The organism is Prochlorococcus marinus str. MIT 9313, from assembly GCF_000011485.1.
GTDB classification, from domain to species: Bacteria; Cyanobacteriota; Cyanobacteriia; order PCC-6307; family Cyanobiaceae; genus Prochlorococcus; species Prochlorococcus marinus_D.
Genome location: NC_005071.1, coordinates 2181594 through 2198411, shown reverse-complemented (window position 1 = coordinate 2198411; position 16818 = coordinate 2181594). Strand labels below are relative to the sequence as shown.

The 16818-nt window shown below is 46.6% G+C and carries 13 protein-coding genes; 4 read left to right on the top strand and 9 right to left on the bottom strand.

The features are described from left to right. Positions 1-3: 3 nt before the first annotated feature. The gene (gene gloA / locus AKG35_RS11100; protein ID WP_011131448.1) at positions 4-405 is read right to left on the bottom strand and encodes a lactoylglutathione lyase; all 402 of its coding nucleotides are present in this window, start codon (positions 403-405) and stop codon (positions 4-6) included. Between the two features lie 145 nt (positions 406-550). Here gloA and eno point away from each other — a divergent pair, with 145 nt between their 5' ends. Then, on the top strand, positions 551-1846 hold the full coding sequence (gene eno, locus AKG35_RS11095; RefSeq protein WP_011131447.1) for a phosphopyruvate hydratase: 1296 nt from the start codon (positions 551-553) through the stop codon (positions 1844-1846). A 45-nt stretch (positions 1847-1891) separates the two neighbouring features. Here eno and AKG35_RS11090 read toward each other — a convergent pair whose 3' ends face one another. From AKG35_RS11090 to AKG35_RS12520, 4 genes are all read right to left on the bottom strand, one after another. Continuing rightward, on the bottom strand, positions 1892-3571 hold the full coding sequence (locus AKG35_RS11090) for an ABC1 kinase family protein (RefSeq protein WP_011131446.1): 1680 nt from the start codon (positions 3569-3571) through the stop codon (positions 1892-1894). After that, complete coding sequence (locus tag AKG35_RS11085) at positions 3571-3885, bottom strand: hypothetical protein (protein ID WP_011131445.1); 315 nt, start codon at positions 3883-3885, stop codon at positions 3571-3573. Before AKG35_RS11085 ends, AKG35_RS11090 begins: the two co-directional genes overlap by 1 nt. A gap of 129 nt (positions 3886-4014) precedes the next feature. Further along, complete coding sequence (locus AKG35_RS11080) at positions 4015-4749, bottom strand: hypothetical protein (protein WP_236069597.1); 735 nt, start codon at positions 4747-4749, stop codon at positions 4015-4017. Positions 4750-5824: 1075 nt separating this feature from the next. After that, positions 5825-6172, bottom strand: a complete 348-nt coding sequence (locus tag AKG35_RS12520) for a hypothetical protein (RefSeq protein ID WP_236069596.1) — start codon at positions 6170-6172, stop codon at positions 5825-5827. Positions 6173-8239: 2067 nt separating this feature from the next. Between AKG35_RS12520 and AKG35_RS12515 the strand changes: the two genes are divergently transcribed. Next, complete coding sequence (locus AKG35_RS12515) at positions 8240-8401, top strand: rubredoxin (RefSeq protein WP_071818094.1); 162 nt, start codon at positions 8240-8242, stop codon at positions 8399-8401. 1253 nt (positions 8402-9654) lie between these two features. On the opposite strand, the gene AKG35_RS11060 is transcribed toward AKG35_RS12515, so the two are convergent. Further along, positions 9655-10776 (bottom strand): mechanosensitive ion channel family protein, encoded by a 1122-nt coding sequence (locus AKG35_RS11060; protein ID WP_011131441.1) that lies wholly within the window; start codon positions 10774-10776, stop codon positions 9655-9657. Positions 10777-12050: 1274 nt separating this feature from the next. Beyond that, a complete protein-coding gene (locus AKG35_RS13090) occupies positions 12051-12206 on the bottom strand; it encodes a hypothetical protein (RefSeq protein ID WP_155728142.1) in 156 nt (51 codons plus the stop codon). Between the two features lie 1214 nt (positions 12207-13420). Between AKG35_RS13090 and AKG35_RS11055 the strand changes: the two genes are divergently transcribed. After that, positions 13421-13825, top strand: a complete 405-nt coding sequence (locus AKG35_RS11055; RefSeq protein ID WP_236069595.1) for a Paralytic/GBP/PSP peptide — start codon at positions 13421-13423, stop codon at positions 13823-13825. Positions 13826-14228: 403 nt separating this feature from the next. On the opposite strand, the gene AKG35_RS11050 is transcribed toward AKG35_RS11055, so the two are convergent. Both AKG35_RS11050 and AKG35_RS11045 read right to left on the bottom strand, forming a co-directional pair. After that, positions 14229-14420, bottom strand: a complete 192-nt coding sequence (locus AKG35_RS11050; RefSeq protein ID WP_041385260.1) for a hypothetical protein — start codon at positions 14418-14420, stop codon at positions 14229-14231. A 364-nt stretch (positions 14421-14784) separates the two neighbouring features. Then, positions 14785-15288, bottom strand: a complete 504-nt coding sequence (locus AKG35_RS11045; RefSeq protein WP_011131439.1) for a DUF2062 domain-containing protein — start codon at positions 15286-15288, stop codon at positions 14785-14787. Positions 15289-15356: 68 nt separating this feature from the next. Between AKG35_RS11045 and mnmE the strand changes: the two genes are divergently transcribed. Further along, on the top strand, positions 15357-16766 hold the full coding sequence (gene mnmE, locus AKG35_RS11040; RefSeq protein ID WP_041385258.1) for a tRNA uridine-5-carboxymethylaminomethyl(34) synthesis GTPase MnmE: 1410 nt from the start codon (positions 15357-15359) through the stop codon (positions 16764-16766). The last annotated feature ends 52 nt before the right edge of the window (positions 16767-16818 follow it).

Here is a 16818-nt window from a genome sequence, read left to right as displayed (position 1 = left end):
GGTTCAGCTCGCGGCCTCACGAGAGGCCAATTGAATCAGCTCCACCTTGTAGCCATCGGGATCTTCCACAAAGGCAATCACGGTGCTGCCATGTTGCATAGGCCCGGGTTCTCGCACCACACGCCCGCCTCGCTTTGAGATGGCCAAGCAGGTGGATTGAATATCCTCCACGCCCAAGGCGATATGGCCATAGCCCTCTCCCAACTCGTAGTGATCTTGGTCCCAGTTGTGTGTGAGCTCCAGCACAGTGGTGTCACTCTCCTTGCCATAACCGACAAACGCCAAGGTGAAGCGACCTGAGGGGTAGTCCTTTCGCCGCAACAGATGCATGCCTAGAACCTCGGTGTAGAAGCGCAGAGAACGATCCAAATCCCCCACCCTCAGCATCGTGTGCAACATCCGCATCTCGAGCGATCCTGACCTTTAAGACTCAGTTCATTCTGCGTCGTTCTACGACTGACAACAGCCTCAGCATCAGTAAAAGGGCTAGGCGGTACACAGTCCGAGGGATGGCAAACCATAGGATCCACGCAACTTCAATTCGTCACAGGTGATCGATTCCCTCGACCTCGTCATTGACACCATCGTGGCCAGAGAGGTTCTGGACTCTCGCGGCAACCCCACAGTTGAAGCAGAAGTGTTGCTCGAAGCAGGTGCTATCGGTAGGGCCATCGTGCCCAGCGGAGCAAGCACCGGTGCCCATGAGGCGCATGAATTAAGAGATGGCGACAGCCGCTACCTGGGCAAAGGGGTGACTAAGGCTGTGAACCATATCGAGGATCGGATTGCCCCAGCGCTCTGTGGGATCTCTTCCCTAGATCAGGCCAGTGTTGATGGCACCATGCAAGAGCTTGATGGCAGCGACAACAAATCAAGCCTGGGCGCAAACGCGATCCTGGCCGTGAGCATGGCCACTGCCCGCGCGGCCGCCAATGGCTTGGGTTTGCCCCTCTACCGCTACCTGGGTGGCCCCATGGCCTCATTGCTGCCCGTACCGCTGATGAATGTGATCAACGGCGGTGCGCATGCTGCTAACAATCTCGATTTTCAGGAATTCATGCTGGTGCCCCATGGAGCAAGCAGCTTCCGAGAATCGCTGCGCATGGGCGCAGAAGTATTCCACACACTCAAGGGCCTGCTCAGTGCTCAGGGGCTCTCAACGGCAGTTGGAGATGAAGGCGGCTTTGCACCCAATCTGGCCAACAATGATGCAGCAGGAGATCTGCTCATTCAAGCAATCGAAAAAGCAGGCTATTCGCCAGGTAAGGATATTTCCTTGGCACTAGATGTAGCCAGCACAGAGTTCTATCAAGACGGCTGCTATGCCTTCGGGGGTGGTCGTTACACCAGTACCGAAATGGTCAATGAGCTCGAAAAACTTGTTGATCGCTACCCAATTATTTCGATCGAAGATGGACTAGCAGAAGATGATTGGCAAGGTTGGGCTCTACTCACAAAAAAATTGGGGAAGCGTATCCAACTGATAGGTGACGATATTTTTGTAACGAGTACTAAGCGCCTACAGCAGGGAATTGATCAAAACGTAGCCAATTCCATCCTGATTAAAGTGAATCAGATCGGCTCGCTAACGGAAACGCTTCAGGCCATTGATCTTGCTGGGCGCTCTGGTTACACCAGCGTAATCAGCCACCGCAGCGGCGAAACGGAAGACACCACAATTGCAGATCTTGCCGTTGCCACCCGTGCTGGGCAGATCAAAACGGGCTCCCTAAGTCGCAGTGAACGGGTAGCGAAATACAACCAACTGCTGCGAATCGAAGACGAACTCGGTAGCCAAGCGGTCTATGCCGGTGCCACAGGACAAGGGCCACGGGGGCGAAGCTAAGCAAAGGCCTCAAAGGGGCTGGACGGGGATCACTTTGGAAGACTTTCAGCGACTCTGACTCGACAGATGATCCATGCGCGACTCACGTCCCAGCTTGATCTGCAATTTGAACCAACCGAAGCCCACCGGGAGAGCCGCGACCAACGGCAAGACAGCCCAAATCGGCCGACTACTTGCCCCCAAAAGAGCAGCTGCAATACCTAGAGAGCCCAATAACACCGATTGACCAAGGGCCTTCTGAACGCTGATCATGCGCCGCAACTGTCGATCGGATTCACCCATCCGGATCTGCAATTGCAGATCTCCTTGTTCCAGTCGTTCAAGGCTTTCGTCCAGACGTCTTGGCAAGGCTGCCGCCCGGCTGCCAATAGCACCGACCTGACGTCCGAGCTCATTGAACAAATCGTTTGGACCAGAACCGCTTGAAGTCATCAGTGGCAGTAAATATGGCTTGGCTATAGCCATCAAACTAAAGCCTGAGTCGAGGCTTCGCCCCACACCTTCAAAGGTGGAGAGAGCACGCATCACAAAAATCAGCTCAACTGGCAGCCGAAAGGGTTGGCCATAAACCAACTCGTACAGATCTCCGGAAAGTTTCTCGATCACATTGGCGCTGAAGGGGGGCGTCAAAGCGTCTTGAAACATCACTCGCACCAACCGCCGCACAGGTCCAACGTCGATGCCATAAGCAATCAAACCCGCAGCCTGCAACTCCTCAACCAGGGCTGCCGCATCTCTAGCCGCCGCCGCACGAATCATCGAACCGAGCCGACGTCGTAAAGAATCGGAGAGCAGCCCCATCATGCCGAAGTCGTAGTAAATGAGAGCTCCATCAGGGGCCACGGCAAGGTTGCCTGGATGGGGATCGGCATGAAAAAAACCGAATCGCACGAGCTGCTGCAGATAACTGGCGGCTCCAAGCTCCGCTACGGCCGAGGGATCAATGCCGGCCTTCAATAAAGCATCAAGATCATTCACCTTGATGCCTGGCAAATAATCGAGACAAAGAACACGCCGGGTGCTGAGCTCCCAGACCACTGCAGGCACGCGAATACGAGAATCATCAAGAAACTGTTGACGAAACCGAGCTGCGTACTGAGCCTCTACACGAAAGTCGAGCTCCCTTAACAAGACCCGACGGCATTCCTGAGCAATCCCCACCCAGTCGCGTCCACGTCCCCATTTGGGGTGACGTTGCAGTACAGCAGCGACCTGCTGCATGATTTGCAAATCCAGGCGAAACAATCGCTCCAGGCGAGGCCGTTGAATCTTCAGGACAACTTGCCGACCGCTGCGCAGACTGGCGCGATGAACCTGAGCTAGGGAGGCGGCGGCAAGGGGCTGATCATCAAGATCAATGATCTCTGCACAGCGGTCCCCCAATTCCTGCTCCAGCAGAATTTGAGCTTGCTCAAAACTAAATGCAGGGACCTTGTCCTGAAGATCAGCCAGTTCAGATACCCATTGAACTGGCAAAACATCAGGACGTGCCGAGAGCAACTGTCCAAGCTTGATAAAAGCTGAACCAAGTTGGAGCAATTCTGTAGTGAGCCAACGAGCTCGAATCGTTTGGCGGGCCTGCCGCCGCTCACTGGTACAACCACCTGGATAAGTCCAATGACGGGCATCCCACCAAACAAAGATGATTAACGTCAAAACTGCACGCCAAATACGTAGCGCACGCAGCCCACGCCGAATCGCTACCAGCAGGGACGGACAAGCCATTACTGGTTGATCTCAACTTGGCGATTGAGGTCTGCCACCTTTGCTCTAAGACGATCGATCTGATCCTGAGCCTGTTCTTGATTAGAAACTGGCGATGAGGTTGCCTTTGTCTCACTGACCTCGCCAGATTCCTGCTCCAGACGATCGGCCTCTGCAATCACCTCTTGCTGAAAAAGATCCCATTCCTTGCTAAAGCGCTCTGGAGCATCCTTTGCCAGCACGGCCAAGCCAGCAGCAGCGTCAGCAAGCCCATGACCCAATCGTGCTGCTAAGCGGTTCAAGGTCGCTCTGAGTAGGGAATCAGCAGAACTCATGACCACAGCACGGATGTCTGAAACTGTGGCAGATCCAACTCGCAATCAAAGCACTGAAGGAGCGTTGGGAGGCCTTGTCAAAGTATGAGGTGGGTCGCTTGGAAATGGGGTGATTACTTTCAAGGGCTTTTAGGGATAGTTCCTCCTAAGAAAGTCTGATACTGGCGAGTGCGGCCGTTGAGGGGACTCTCCCCTGCGAAGGAAATCTGATGCTGGTGTGCTGGAAGGCTTTGGCTTTGGCGCTACTGGCTGAGGCGGCGTTGGCCTGCCAAGAGAGTTTGATGCTGGTGTGCTGGAAGGCTTTGGTTTTGGGGCTACTGGTTGAGGCGGCGTTGGTCTGCCAAGAGAGTTTGATGCTGGTGTGCTGGAAGGCTTTGGTTTTGGGGCTACTGGTTGAGCAGGTCTTGTTCTCTGAGGGTTGATTGGTGCAGGCAGTTCTGGAGCAGCCAGAGCGGGGTCTGCAGAGTCGGCTTCTGTGGCTTGGCGAATCGCTTGAAGTTCTTGTTCACGACGAAGAGCAGCCGCCGCAGCCAACTTCTCTGCTTGCTGCTTTGCCTGCTTCTCAGCCTGCTCTTTGGTTTTACGTTTGGCTGAAATTTTGGCCTCCTTGGCAGCGACATCCGCCTGTAGATCTGCACTGCTGCCACCATGCCGACGACGCAGTCCTTCTAGGCGCTCTCCTGGAAATGGAAAAGGAGTCGGTCCAAAAGACTGTTGCTGAGGCTGCTGCGTGTTGCCACGCAGAATCATGATCCTCTGGGTCATGCCATAGCCCAGAGCAAAACACCCACCCACCAACAAAGGTCCAAGCCAAAAGCGTGGGCGCTTGCGGTTCTTCTGCTCAGTTGGTGATGGTTTGTCCACGTGATCAAGCATATCCAGTCGTCTTGATCAGCTTTAAAGTTCAAACAAGGGCAAAACAATCCCTGATGCCAATCAGTGCTAACTCGATCAAGACTGATCAATTATCCATATTTAGATGGGTCAAAGTAGATGCAAGCATAAAAGATTGAAACGAGAAGCTTTGAAGAATTTATAGACGTAGAGCAGGATGATCTAAGTGTTGCTAAAAGCTTCCAACTGCTGGCTTCCCACTAATTGCGATCTTAGGTTTATAGAAAGAAAGGCAAACTAGCTCCCGATCCCAACCATTCATGACATGACCTTGTCGATAGCCTGAGATAGAAAGTAAACAACCAAAAGCCTGATTCATCTGTAAAAGACGACTGACTAGCTTGGATTGCTGCATTACCATTCGCTTCAGCAAGCACACGCAAATTCGTTGTTCAAAAAGAAATGAGCCATTTCATGGCTGCCAAGTCAATGAACTGGAACAATCCGTTGCTGCATGGCAAGAGATGATGAGATAGAGATCACTGGAGCATCGGGGAGCTCCAGTGTGCTTGAACCAAGCTAAGCAGACATTTCTCTTGAAATGTAGATCAATGTCCATTAGTCGTACAAACTACCGTTGACAATATGGCCAATCCAGGTGCATTGAAGAATGGATAAGTAAATGAACTCGTGATGATCATGTATTCTCCTCTCAATCACTCTGAAAAGATTGCGCCCGCTGGTGTTGACGAAAGCAGGATTCAAGAGAGATTTAAGTTGGCTTTATTAACATATAATTTCCGCTTTATAGGATTACTTTTGCGTTGATGCATGCACTTATACAATAAGAATATTGCGAAACGAATTGCTTTAATCTGCTATGCGGCATAATAGAAAAACTGAAAGCAAGGAACGGGCATCTAGCCATCGCTGCCAATCATTATTGGCATTATCGTTGATGCAAGGGTTCATACAGGAAAAACTTTGATCATAGAAAAGCTTCTAACAATTCAATCTTAAGCAAAAAGTTGATAGCCAAAAGAAGAACTTGGGAACATGAAGCCTGGTGGCATCTTAGATAAGCAGAAAACAAACAATTGCAACACTACTCAATCAGCTCAGGAAGTTTTCCGGCCTTGCGCGCAGCTGTACAGGTCACTGAATTGACATTAGTATATTCTGGCGGCGCAAGATATCTAGATGTAATGGCACAAAGTTTCGAGCCAGTGTAAGGTTTTCGTTGCCCCGTAAGGTCTTCTGAAAAACCATTCGCTTGACACCAAGTTGATGTAGGGAATTGATAAGCACCAACTTTATCTTCACAGGCAACATTGGCTTGACGGAAAAAATAAGTATTTCCATTGTCACTATTGATTTTGATGCCGACGTCTTGTTGTGATTGAGCCTGAGCACTAGTTGGACCAGAGCATAGAAATGAAAGTAGTGTTGTCATTAAAATCGGGAGCCTTGATAATGTTCTCAACTGCCTAGCACTTGATTGATTGTATAATAACAGTCTCTAACACGAAAAGGTAAGCTTTTAACTTAATTGGCTCTAGTCTTAAATACTATTCTCGTGATGATCAATTGAATCATCACCTATGAGCTAGCTTGAAAAACAAGTCGATAGACTTTATGATTATTTATATCTGATATTTGAAAGTTATCAATTGAGCCGATGTGTCTTTTATAGACGAGCTAGCTTCTCCCCTCAAGCAAGAAAGATTAGATACAGTTTTATTGATCGAAATAACTTACGATCTTTTCTATCAAGAAATAGGTCGTTGTTAATTCAATCAAAGGGGGGGCGATGGTTGAATCAATATCTTGTCAATAGCAGCATACTTTGAATCCGAGGCTATGGAAATAATACCCAAAACTTCTTATAGAAATACACGCAGTATTGTGCTTCTAATCATCTAAACAAGGCAAAAAGCTTCATCTGCAAAAAAAGAAGGCATTCCCTTGGAGCGTAAGGTCACTTATGACACGCTGTGAGACAGTGGGATAAGTGATCCGCTGAAATGACCTTTGCAGTAAAAGCTACGTAAAGGAACTCTATCTTCAATGCCCAATCAATTATGCGGACCACTAGGCGCTTTAACAGCTAGAGATTGGCAAGAACAAAGTCTTGAAATTTATCTCTCAATGAATCAAACTCTTTACGAGTTTGATCATTGATTAGGCCCACATGCCCATTTTCTATGGCAGTGTGGGTTTCATTCAATGCTTTTAGCATGTAATAAATTTCTGATTGGGATTCAAAAGTAAATTTCATGGTAAAAGATATTAATATTATTAAAGTATCGCCGAGCAATGGAATGGGGCAATCTGTATAAACACTCATAAATTTAAATAGTGCACATGTCTATCGAGGGAATTGGCAGGTTGTAAATGTGAAGGGAAAATGAAAATGGTTAGGAAATCTAAGGTAAGGATCAAGAAACTGTCTCGCGCAAAAGATTACAGACTGAGCTTTACTGGGCAAGGCGAATGACTATTAACCTTATTCAAGGTGGCTTTACCTAACAGGTAATATGATTACCAGTTTAAAATTGAAATGATCGAAAACAAGCTTCTACCATACTGTTGAGAATTAAGATATAGACTCAGGCCTTGACTTGGCTCTATAATAGTAATTATATGATGCTAAGTCTATATGGGCCATCCTATTGCATTAATCATTGCTATTGCCATGTTGTGCACTCTTTGGCGACTGTTATATTTCTCAGATGCTGCCAGAAACTAGAGCTAATAGAAAGAGATCTAGGCATCATAAAGTCAACCCAAGAAATAGTTGTTATTTCTAATACTTAGCAGACAGTCAAGGCTTTCATTCATTAAAAGAGATTGATATTTTACGACCCACGCTAAACATCTTGTGACCGCTTAATCAAGTTTCGCATCGTCTTAAAGATACGGTTTATTCTCCTGCTGCATTTCTCTGACTATGAAGAAGCACCTTTTATGATTTGCCAGGAGAATATTAATCTTGCTGGGACCTTTTTCTCACTTAAATCAACAAAGGGATCATTAGTCAAAGCATATCTTAGCTTTGATGCTCTCAGTAAATTTTGTTGTCCATTGGGGAAACGCTCTGTATGAGACCTTCTAGAGGGATGAATTCTGCAAAGAATAAGCTCTGCAAAATTGTGCTGTATCAGATTAAGCAGCCAAGAGCGAATACCCCTCAAACGATATACAAAGACTATCGTTGCAATACCTAGAACAAGATGCCGATGAAATAACATGTGGGCATGATATCTTGATGGCAGTGGATTTGAACTATCTATCTATACGCATCCGCAAACGCTTTAAGAGTGCAATAGGTTGAGAAGAAGGAACTACTCTTTACTATCCATCGTGAAGATGTAGTACAAAAACCATCCTACACCAACTAGCAATAGCATGATAGCGCCAATTATGTCCCAAGGAATGGAATCCATAATCTACTTTTCAATCCTCACAGTAATAGCTTCATAGCAACTATAGTAGCTTAAGCACAAGCTCAAATCGAACAATGAAAAGGTACGCCTGCAAGGTTTGCACCTATGTCTATGACCCAAGGGTTGGTGACCCGACAAATGGGATCCCACCTGGCACGAGTTTTGCTGATTTGCCCAGAGATTGGAAATGTCCACAATGTAAAGTAGGAAAAGGAAAATTCAAGCCATGTAATTGATTCTGCGATCTCAAATTAACCATGCTTTGACTTCAAAAGTAGATGCTGGGATGAAACCACCAAAGCCTTGAAGCTGCTAACAAGACTCAAATAGATCTTAAACTAAGAAACCTGGCAATTTTCAATAGCCAAGAGGCCTATAAATCAGATGATGATTATTAGTATTTAGTGGCTTGTTGGCATCAACTTTTAGAAGATGTGACTTAGGGCTGATTTCTCTGCGAGTGCTTGGAAGCAGATCAAAAAAACGGAATTAATTTTGCCCGCAAGCCTTAAGAGCAACTTGCCTGCCTACACAATTGAATATGAAATATCCAAGACTTGTTGTGGAGAGATGTGTTGCAGAAAGCCTTTATTTGGTTGCAGACTTATCTTCTCGTAATTCATTGCTACCCTTGTAATTGCTGCATTTAATAAAATCATTGTCTTAGAATTTATCAGTCTAAGTATTGCTTGAGGTATTTAGAATGTATTTTACTCAGGATCTATTATGTGCGCCAGTGTCTCATTCGGCTAGGCAGCTTTAGATATAAGGATATTAAACTATGAAGAAATTGAGGTGATTGCTCGATCGACTGTATGGATGAGTACCCTCAGATGAAAGCCACACGCTGAGAATAAAGCTTGCATAGCATCTTCTTAATTGGCATGTAGAAATATGAGGAAGATAAAGAATGCGGTAAGTTTTCTTATTCGTATTCTCATGGCTTTTTAAACGCTGATTTTGAATCTCTAATTAGGGCACTATCTATCATATGGCTTGATCAAGCAAATAAGTCGATAAAGCAAAAACTTGATTGATTCTTATCTCCTCTTGACTAGCCAATATAATGATATTGATAGTCAATGAAGCCCGATGCTTAATCTGTTCAGTGATTCTCCACTTTTAGCCTCTTGTCAGGCGTCATTAGTGCTCATTTTTGGAGTTATTATGCTACTTAATGCACGCCGAAGCCGTCCTAATCTTAAATGGCATCCAGAATATCGTCAGTTGTTAACCAAAGCCTATGACAACTCACCCTATGTAAAAGGAAATAAACTATAAAATAAAAGCTTAGCTTAACCTCTGCCATTGATAGAAGCGGATCATGCGATGTTTATTCGATCCCGGTATGCCTTACTTGCAAAATATTAGATTGAGAGCAAAATTATTCTTCGCAAATGAAATCTGATGGTTCGGCTTTTTTCCAGTCGCACATCAATTACCTGGAAACGTTTGACTCATATTTATAAATGATAGATTTGAGCTTTGTTTACTGCAGCGATCTGTTCGATTTTAGATCTTCACCCAAGCGACTAATTGGATTGTCATCGTTCAGGTTTGGCGCCGGATAGAGGGTGGTGCAATTGAAGGCAAAATCACCACCAGCTTTCTGAACAATGTCTGCAATCTGGAGGAAGACCTCCTGTTGAATATCTAGCCAGTCTTTCCAAACAGTTGTTTTAGTAAAGCAATACACCATCATGTTGATCGAGGAGCTATCCCATTCGTTGAAATTCACTAAGATGCTCTGTTTTTGATCTATCTCTGGATGGTTTAATAGCAGACTACGAACATTCTTGCTAATCGCGTCGATACGGGGCAGATCTTCGTAGCGAAGACTAATGCTGGCCTTGATTCTTCTGTTATACATTCGTCCAGGATTCTCGATCGGAGTAGTCGCAAAGATCGAATTTGGGATATAGAGTGGTCGACGATCAAAGGTGCGAATGCGGGTGTGATACCAGCCAATTTTCTCAACTGTTCCATCATCAAAGCTCGAGACGCTAATCCAGTCACCTTCTGAGAATGGACGAGTAAAAAAGAGCATGAACCCTGCAAGGAAATTCTGAGAAATTTGCTGTGTCCCAAAGCCGAGGCCAATGCCTGCTCCACCAAGCAAAGCGCCTACTGCTGCGGTAGACACTCCAAAAGTCACCATCAGGGCCGCGATAGTTAAAACAATGACTCCAATGGTGAAAACTCGATCCAATAAGGCGGTCAACATCGCCTCATCTCTGGGATCTTCTACCTTCAGCCAGCGTTGAATGCGATTCGATTGCAGGAGCAGTGCCCGGCCGAGATTGATCGTGGCCCAGCCCAGAGCGATCACCACCAGAGCAGTTGAGACTGCTGAACTTTTAATAGGCAACAAGGCCTTGGCTTGCAGTTCCAAGAGGTGTAACAGCCAACCCAAGTAAAGAGCTGAACTAAATCCAAGCAATAAGGGCCTTCGGATGGATCTCGCTACCAGAGGGCCAATTCGCCTGCCGTACTTATCCAGAAGAACGAGTATCAACCAAAGAACAGCTAAGAAGACAGTTCCGACCAGGATCCCTTCTTGACTCTGAAAAAAATCGATCTTGTTGAGCAGCTCTTGTTGCGTATCGGGCATGCGGCTTGATCTGGTTTGAGCAAATCTTACTGAGGAAAGTTGAATCAGGGTAGAGATAAAACTGCCTTTATCACAGCAGCCACAATTGATCAAGAGCAAGATAAGCCTCTCTCAAGAAAGTGGTCTGATCCAGAAGTGGTCTGATCAAGAAGTGGTGTGTCTACCAGTTGATTTACAAGACATAGATGCACTGTCTCTCAGTGAATCAGACGATGCCATCTTCCAGACCATTACAAACATGTAGAGGCAGACAAGCTAGATTAATCAGAGCAAGGAGGCTAACAGTCACTGGTGGCAATGCTGATTCCAGCCTGAAGTTGACCGTGTCGCTGATGCCGATCTCTTAAGTTGCGCTAAAAAATTTATTGATTCTTGCTCATCTGCTGAAGATGATCAGATTGCTGTTGGTTATAGAGTCAGCATTGCTTTAAGCAAGTTTACGATGCTCTTTTGATTAGAGGTGATCGCTTTCCCCATAAATGACTTGATTTAGAGAAGGATCAGTTTCTTGTCTGAGATGATTGAGTGCATCCTTAATCAATCCAAAAAAATCTCATTGACACCCAGGCGATCACCTGTTGATGCAAATGGCTCAATCTTAGTTGGATCACTAGTAACCAAGAATTAGCCAGTAATGTTAAGCCTGAGATTAGTTCTCATCATCGTAAGCCTGCTTAATTTAAGTCAAAGAAGCCTTGTCGGTACAAGCAAGACAAGCAAATCTACTCATGAAGATCTAAGCTATGGATTCGCTAATGCGAAGTCTGCAAACTTTTTGCGTAATGTCTGAAAACCTTTGAGCGACTTCCTGTCCATTTCAAGCAATCCATTCTCAACACACCATTGAGTCTGGTTTAAGGCCTTCAACATGTAATAAATCTCCGTCTGAGATTCAAAGGTGAACTTGACAGCCATAGGAGATTGCTCTTTTGTGGTATCTAGCCTAATAGGAATAAAAGCAAAACGAGCGCGACAAGGATTTTCGCCCGATCCTAAGTAGTGGCGAAGGTGCGATTGTGTTGCTACTTTTAATGAAAACAATCTGATTTTAGTCAGCGTTATTTGAGGCCCACCCTTGAAAGCAGGTTGATGGAGATCTGTGAAATAATGTTGTAGCTATCCAGCCTATCCTAATTGCTTGGTGCCTAGATTAATATTTGCCTATTTCACTGCTTAACCTCTATGCAGCCCGAATGAATTTCATCTTCAGCTTACATGTAAATGAGAGTTAGTTTCTATGGTGGGAATATAAATAATTCCCTATGCGATTTGCTTTAAACCTGCCTCGAGGGATTCTCTTTAAGGAGTTTCATGAGAATCTTTTGCTGCATCTTGGCCGCACGAAGAATATCTCTTTCTTGCTCGGCCAATGCTAATTCTTTCTGAAGATGATCAATGCGCAGATCAAGCTCTTTCTCACTGCTACTCATGTTGGCTTCCGATCCATTAGGGGTAGGCTTAAGGTCTTCGCAGCTTAGATTCTATCCCTTCTTTAAGGGCATCCTATCAGAAATATTATAAATATCTAAATTGAAGTAGGCCTAATGGATAGAATCGAAGCTTGAATCACAGTTGACAGACATTTGTCTTGAATTTGTTGCTGATCTTAGGATCAGCACGCCACTCCGGAGAGAGTCCTTTGGGCTCGTAGATTTCGCCAGTGCTTGCGTTGCCCATAACAATTGTGTTGCCAGTGTCAGCGTCTGACATCCACAGGAAAAGCATACGAATCGTTGGTTAACCGCTAACAATCATTAGCAAGCCTGCCGAAAGGAGGAGGATGTGGATTGAGCCTCTGCAGATATGGTTAATGCAATCACAGAGCATAGGGCTGTGAGTATTTGTTTCACTTGACCATAGAATGATTTATAATAATATATTCATTTGCGTTCACCGAATGTCGATAAGGAAGAATAGATTTTGTTGATGCAACATCACGCAGGTCCTCCTTTTTTGACCTTGACATTCGATTAAAATAGCTCTGTCACTTGTGCTAAGACGATGCCAGACTTTTCACTTCCTACTATCCTGACAATTGGAGCACTGGTAGCTCTTATTCCTATTGCATTTGGTGGCTTTCTTGCGGTCAAGCGTCGCACAATCACAAGTTAAATCATTTGTTTTACCTTGTAGGTGTCGTTTTAATATCAAACTCCAAAAAGCTCTGGGATTACTACGACACTTGCTACTTTTATTCAATCAATTCGATCCTTGATGAGCTCCTAAGTAACCTGAGTGAAGCGAGCGTCCTCAGCAGTGATTTTGATGACTGATCACTGCTGAGGCACCAAAGTGATCAAATGACCTTTAGGCAGTCAAAAAAATGGTTTGATTACTTTCAAAACGACAATTCTTAAACCAATTTCTTCCGTCATGCGCGATCAGCAGTCAATAGAACTATGTTGTCTGCTAATAAAGAGGTGATTAGCCCGGTTAAAGGTTTTGAACGATTGATCGCAGGGTTTGGGATGCCTGCCATATTTCTTGATTTGGGTAACGGTAACCTTCGTCCTCAGGTTTGGCTTATCTTGGTTATCGGAGCCTCTATATGTAGCCAATACTGCTCTTGCCCCTACACCTGAACACATTCCAAGTCTTACCCCGGGCTATGTTCGGAGTAGTGGTGTCCGTCTGCTGTGCCGGCTTGACTCTTCCCGTAAGGGCTGAAGCTGGTTGTGCAGCCTTTGAGGCTATTGGATGGAATGAAAATTTAGCCTCTGGTGCAAAGTCAGGTTTGATCACGGGTGGCAGTTGGAGATGTTCAAATACTTACGCTGCTGGGGCTGGCTTTGTATCTGATGATTATGCAGTTACTGTACATACTTGTTTTGATGAAATATTTTGCAGTGACAGAGGCTTTGAAGTAGGAGCCATATATGTTCAGGTCAATAAGGATGGAATGAAAGGAAATTTTAGAGCTAGGGGACAGGTGCTCAAGACAGATCGTAAGAGCATGAAGGTGAAGCAGGTGGATTCGGATGTCGCATATAGCTGGACTGATGGTGAATACAATGAGTTCAATACTGCATCACTGTTGATAGATCGCTAGCATTAGAGAACTTTGTCGTTGCTAGGATGAACATTAAGCAACGACTGTAAAGAAAATACCTACACCTAATCGATGGCCTAAGGTCTTTGGCCAAATTTATCTATGCCCGACTAATGCAAGTATTGAAGGGATTGACTCTTTCGCCTTCCAGGCCTATCTCCTGGGGGTTGATGTTTTTAGTGTCTATATCGTTCTACGTTGTATTGCCATAATTGCGTTAATGCTCGAATTAGCATCCATTCTGTTGCCTTTTACTGGTCCAGGAGTTGAGGTTATCATCGAACTGATTCTTTGCACACTTGTGACTTTTCTGTTAAAGTCCAGATTTTATAAAAAATAAGCTTGTCTCGATAGAGACATTATAAATGAAGAGCTTAAATGCAGAAAATTGTAGTTATTTTCCTCAGTCCAGGTCTTCTTCATCAAGGAATCGATTGGCCACAAGGGCGTCGACTACTGCGAGCAAGGCGCCGCAACCCCAGATCAAACGCCAGACCTGTTCTTCGGCAAATAAAGAGAGGCTGAGGAAGACCAACGCCAGCACCACATCGAGAAGAAGTGCACGGCGTATCAGTCTCGGGGGTAGTGAAGGCATTCTTTTCAATGAAGTGATTAGCATGACGATAAGCTAGCCCTAGAACGCTGCAGATTATTGACAAATTTCATCAAGAAAAAGATTTTTGAGTTATTTAAAGTTTGGCTGTGAGTCACACTAAAGACTTTTCGCTGCCCGCGATGTGGTAGTCAGGGGTATATACCTTAGGCTTGTAAGGGTTGATATTCCTGAGCTATTTTCATGTCCATGAAAATAGCTCCTCTGGCGTCAATTTTTCTCCATTTCCTGCAAATGATGCAATTAATAACACCAAAGAGGCAGCGTAGAATGGGCATGCTGCCAAGATTTTGTGGCGATGGATGTATGATTAAGCAATCTGTAATCTCGGTAGGCTAATTTCTATTTAGTCATGTTTACTTTGGTTTCGCCTGCGATAAATTTGTTGTCGCGATTTTGCTTTTGCTGGCCCTTTGAGCAATCCATAGACAACACAGCTTGTGAAGAGAGCCGCGATTGCTCCTACCAAACTTGATCCAAGTAAAAGGCGAGTGCTGAAGACCCAGCCTTGAGTCCAAAGATCTTGCTCATTGAGTCGAGTGAGGTCAAGGTCATTTTGCCCTTGGCCAAGTAGGGAAGAGCCAACTTGATAGTTGAACCAATAGAGCGGCAAATAGGTGATCGGGTTACTGATCCAGGTGCCTATGGCAGCCAGTACATGGTTGCCGCGCACCACACTGGCTAAGGCGACACCGAGCAGTGTCTGTAACCCGAAGAAAGGGAAGCAGCCGCTGAACACTCCCGCTGCGACCCCTCGCGCCCGTTGCCCTGGCGTTCCTTCTTGCTGCCAGAGCCAAACAAGCCAGCGGCGCAGTCGCCTGCTGATGCCCTGGAGGGTTTGCTGGATCATGGCCAGACCGAAGCAATGGTGCTGCAGGGTGGCTTTGATCGTAGGAAGGGCTGAAGGTGCCAGTGATGATGTCTTCTCCAATCCCCCATCAACAAACGATTGCCGCAGTGGCAACGGCGGTTGCACCAGGCCAAGGGGGTATTGCTGTGGTGCGGCTTTCCGGGCCAGCGGCTGAGGTCGTTGGGCGGAGTGTGGTGTCGATCCCGGGGCAACAACTTTGGGTTAGTCATCGTGTGTTGTATGGCCATGTGATGGATGAGAGCGGCAAGGAACGGATCGATGAAGTTCTTGTGTTGCTGATGAAGGGGCCACGCAGTTTCACTGGCGAGGATGTTGTGGAGATCCACTGTCATGGTGGATTGATGGCTGTTCAGCGGGTGCTTGAGCGTGTGTTGGCTCAGCCGCATGTGCGCCGGGCATTGCCTGGAGAGTTCAGCCAGCGGGCGGTGCTCAACGGCCGGCTTGACCTCACCCAGGCGGAGGCGATCAGTGAACTTGTGGCGGCGCGTAGTCGTCGAGCAGCCCAGTTGGCGATGACGGGAGTCGATGGAGGCATTCAGCGCCGCATCACCTCCCTGCGGGAAAGGTTGTTGGATCAGCTCAGTGAGCTGGAGGCCAGGGTTGATTTTGAGGAGGATCTTCCCCCTCTCGATGGTGCTGAGTTGTTACTTGAGTTGCAGTGCGTGCGCAGAGAGCTCGAACAGCTTGTTGAAGATGCCAAGCGTGGTGATGTGCTGCGCCAGGGGCTACAGGTGGCTCTGGTTGGCCGCCCCAATGTTGGTAAGAGCTCCCTGTTGAATCGCCTCAGCCGCCGGGAGCGGGCGATCGTGACGGATCTTCCTGGTACGACCAGGGATGTCTTGGAGAGCGAGATTGTGCTGGAGGGTGTGCCGATCACCTTGGTAGACACCGCAGGCATTCGCGCCACGCAGGATGCTCTGGAGCAACTAGGGATAGATCGTAGTCATCAGGCTCTCGCTGCAGCTGATGTGGCGGTGTTGGTGTTTGATCTCAGTCTGGGATGGACAGCCGACGATGCGGCGTTGCTCGCTCAGATCCCAGATGATCTGCCAAGGCTTCTTGTGGGTAATAAAGCTGATCTTCAGCCTGCCTCGATGGCTGCTTCTCTAATGGTTGCTTCGCTGGGCAATGAGGTTGATGGCAAGACTGTGGATGTGATGTTGAGTGCACTCACTGGGCAAGGAGAAGAGGCCTTGATTAAGGCTGTTTTGAAGACTTGTGGTGCCAGCGAAGCGCAGGGGTTGGTGGTTGCGCTCAATCAACGGCAGCAAGATCTTGCCGCAGCAGCAGCAATTGCTTTGGCTCGCACGCAGGAAGCAGCAGAGCACCAGTTGCCTTGGGATTTCTGGACCATTGATCTGCGGCAAGCGATCAGCAGCTTGGGTGAGATCACTGGCGAGGAGATCACAGAGGCTGTGCTTGATCGCATCTTTTCGCGGTTTTGTATTGGCAAATAAGTGAAAATAGAAACGCACTAGTGTGAATCAATAGTGGCAAAACGCTTTTTTC

What these genes read in the sequence shown, in the direction of transcription:
- AKG35_RS12515 (WP_071818094.1), top strand. Translation starts at nt 8,240, where the DNA reads ATGAAAAGGTACGCCTGCAAGGTTTGCACCTATGTCTATGACCCAAGG.
- AKG35_RS11060 (WP_011131441.1), bottom strand. Translation starts at nt 10,776, where the DNA reads ATGCCCGATACGCAACAAGAGCTGCTCAACAAGATCGATTTTTTTCAG.
- AKG35_RS12520 (WP_236069596.1), bottom strand. Translation starts at nt 6,172, where the DNA reads ATGACAACACTACTTTCATTTCTATGCTCTGGTCCAACTAGTGCTCAG.
- AKG35_RS11050 (WP_041385260.1), bottom strand. Translation starts at nt 14,420, where the DNA reads ATGCCTTCACTACCCCCGAGACTGATACGCCGTGCACTTCTTCTCGAT.
- AKG35_RS11085 (WP_011131445.1), bottom strand. Translation starts at nt 3,885, where the DNA reads ATGAGTTCTGCTGATTCCCTACTCAGAGCGACCTTGAACCGCTTAGCA.
- gloA (WP_011131448.1), bottom strand. Translation starts at nt 405, where the DNA reads ATGCGGATGTTGCACACGATGCTGAGGGTGGGGGATTTGGATCGTTCT.
- mnmE (WP_041385258.1), top strand. Translation starts at nt 15,357, where the DNA reads ATGTCTTCTCCAATCCCCCATCAACAAACGATTGCCGCAGTGGCAACG.
- AKG35_RS13090 (WP_155728142.1), bottom strand. Translation starts at nt 12,206, where the DNA reads ATGAGTAGCAGTGAGAAAGAGCTTGATCTGCGCATTGATCATCTTCAG.
- AKG35_RS11090 (WP_011131446.1), bottom strand. Translation starts at nt 3,571, where the DNA reads ATGGCTTGTCCGTCCCTGCTGGTAGCGATTCGGCGTGGGCTGCGTGCG.
- AKG35_RS11045 (WP_011131439.1), bottom strand. Translation starts at nt 15,288, where the DNA reads ATGATCCAGCAAACCCTCCAGGGCATCAGCAGGCGACTGCGCCGCTGG.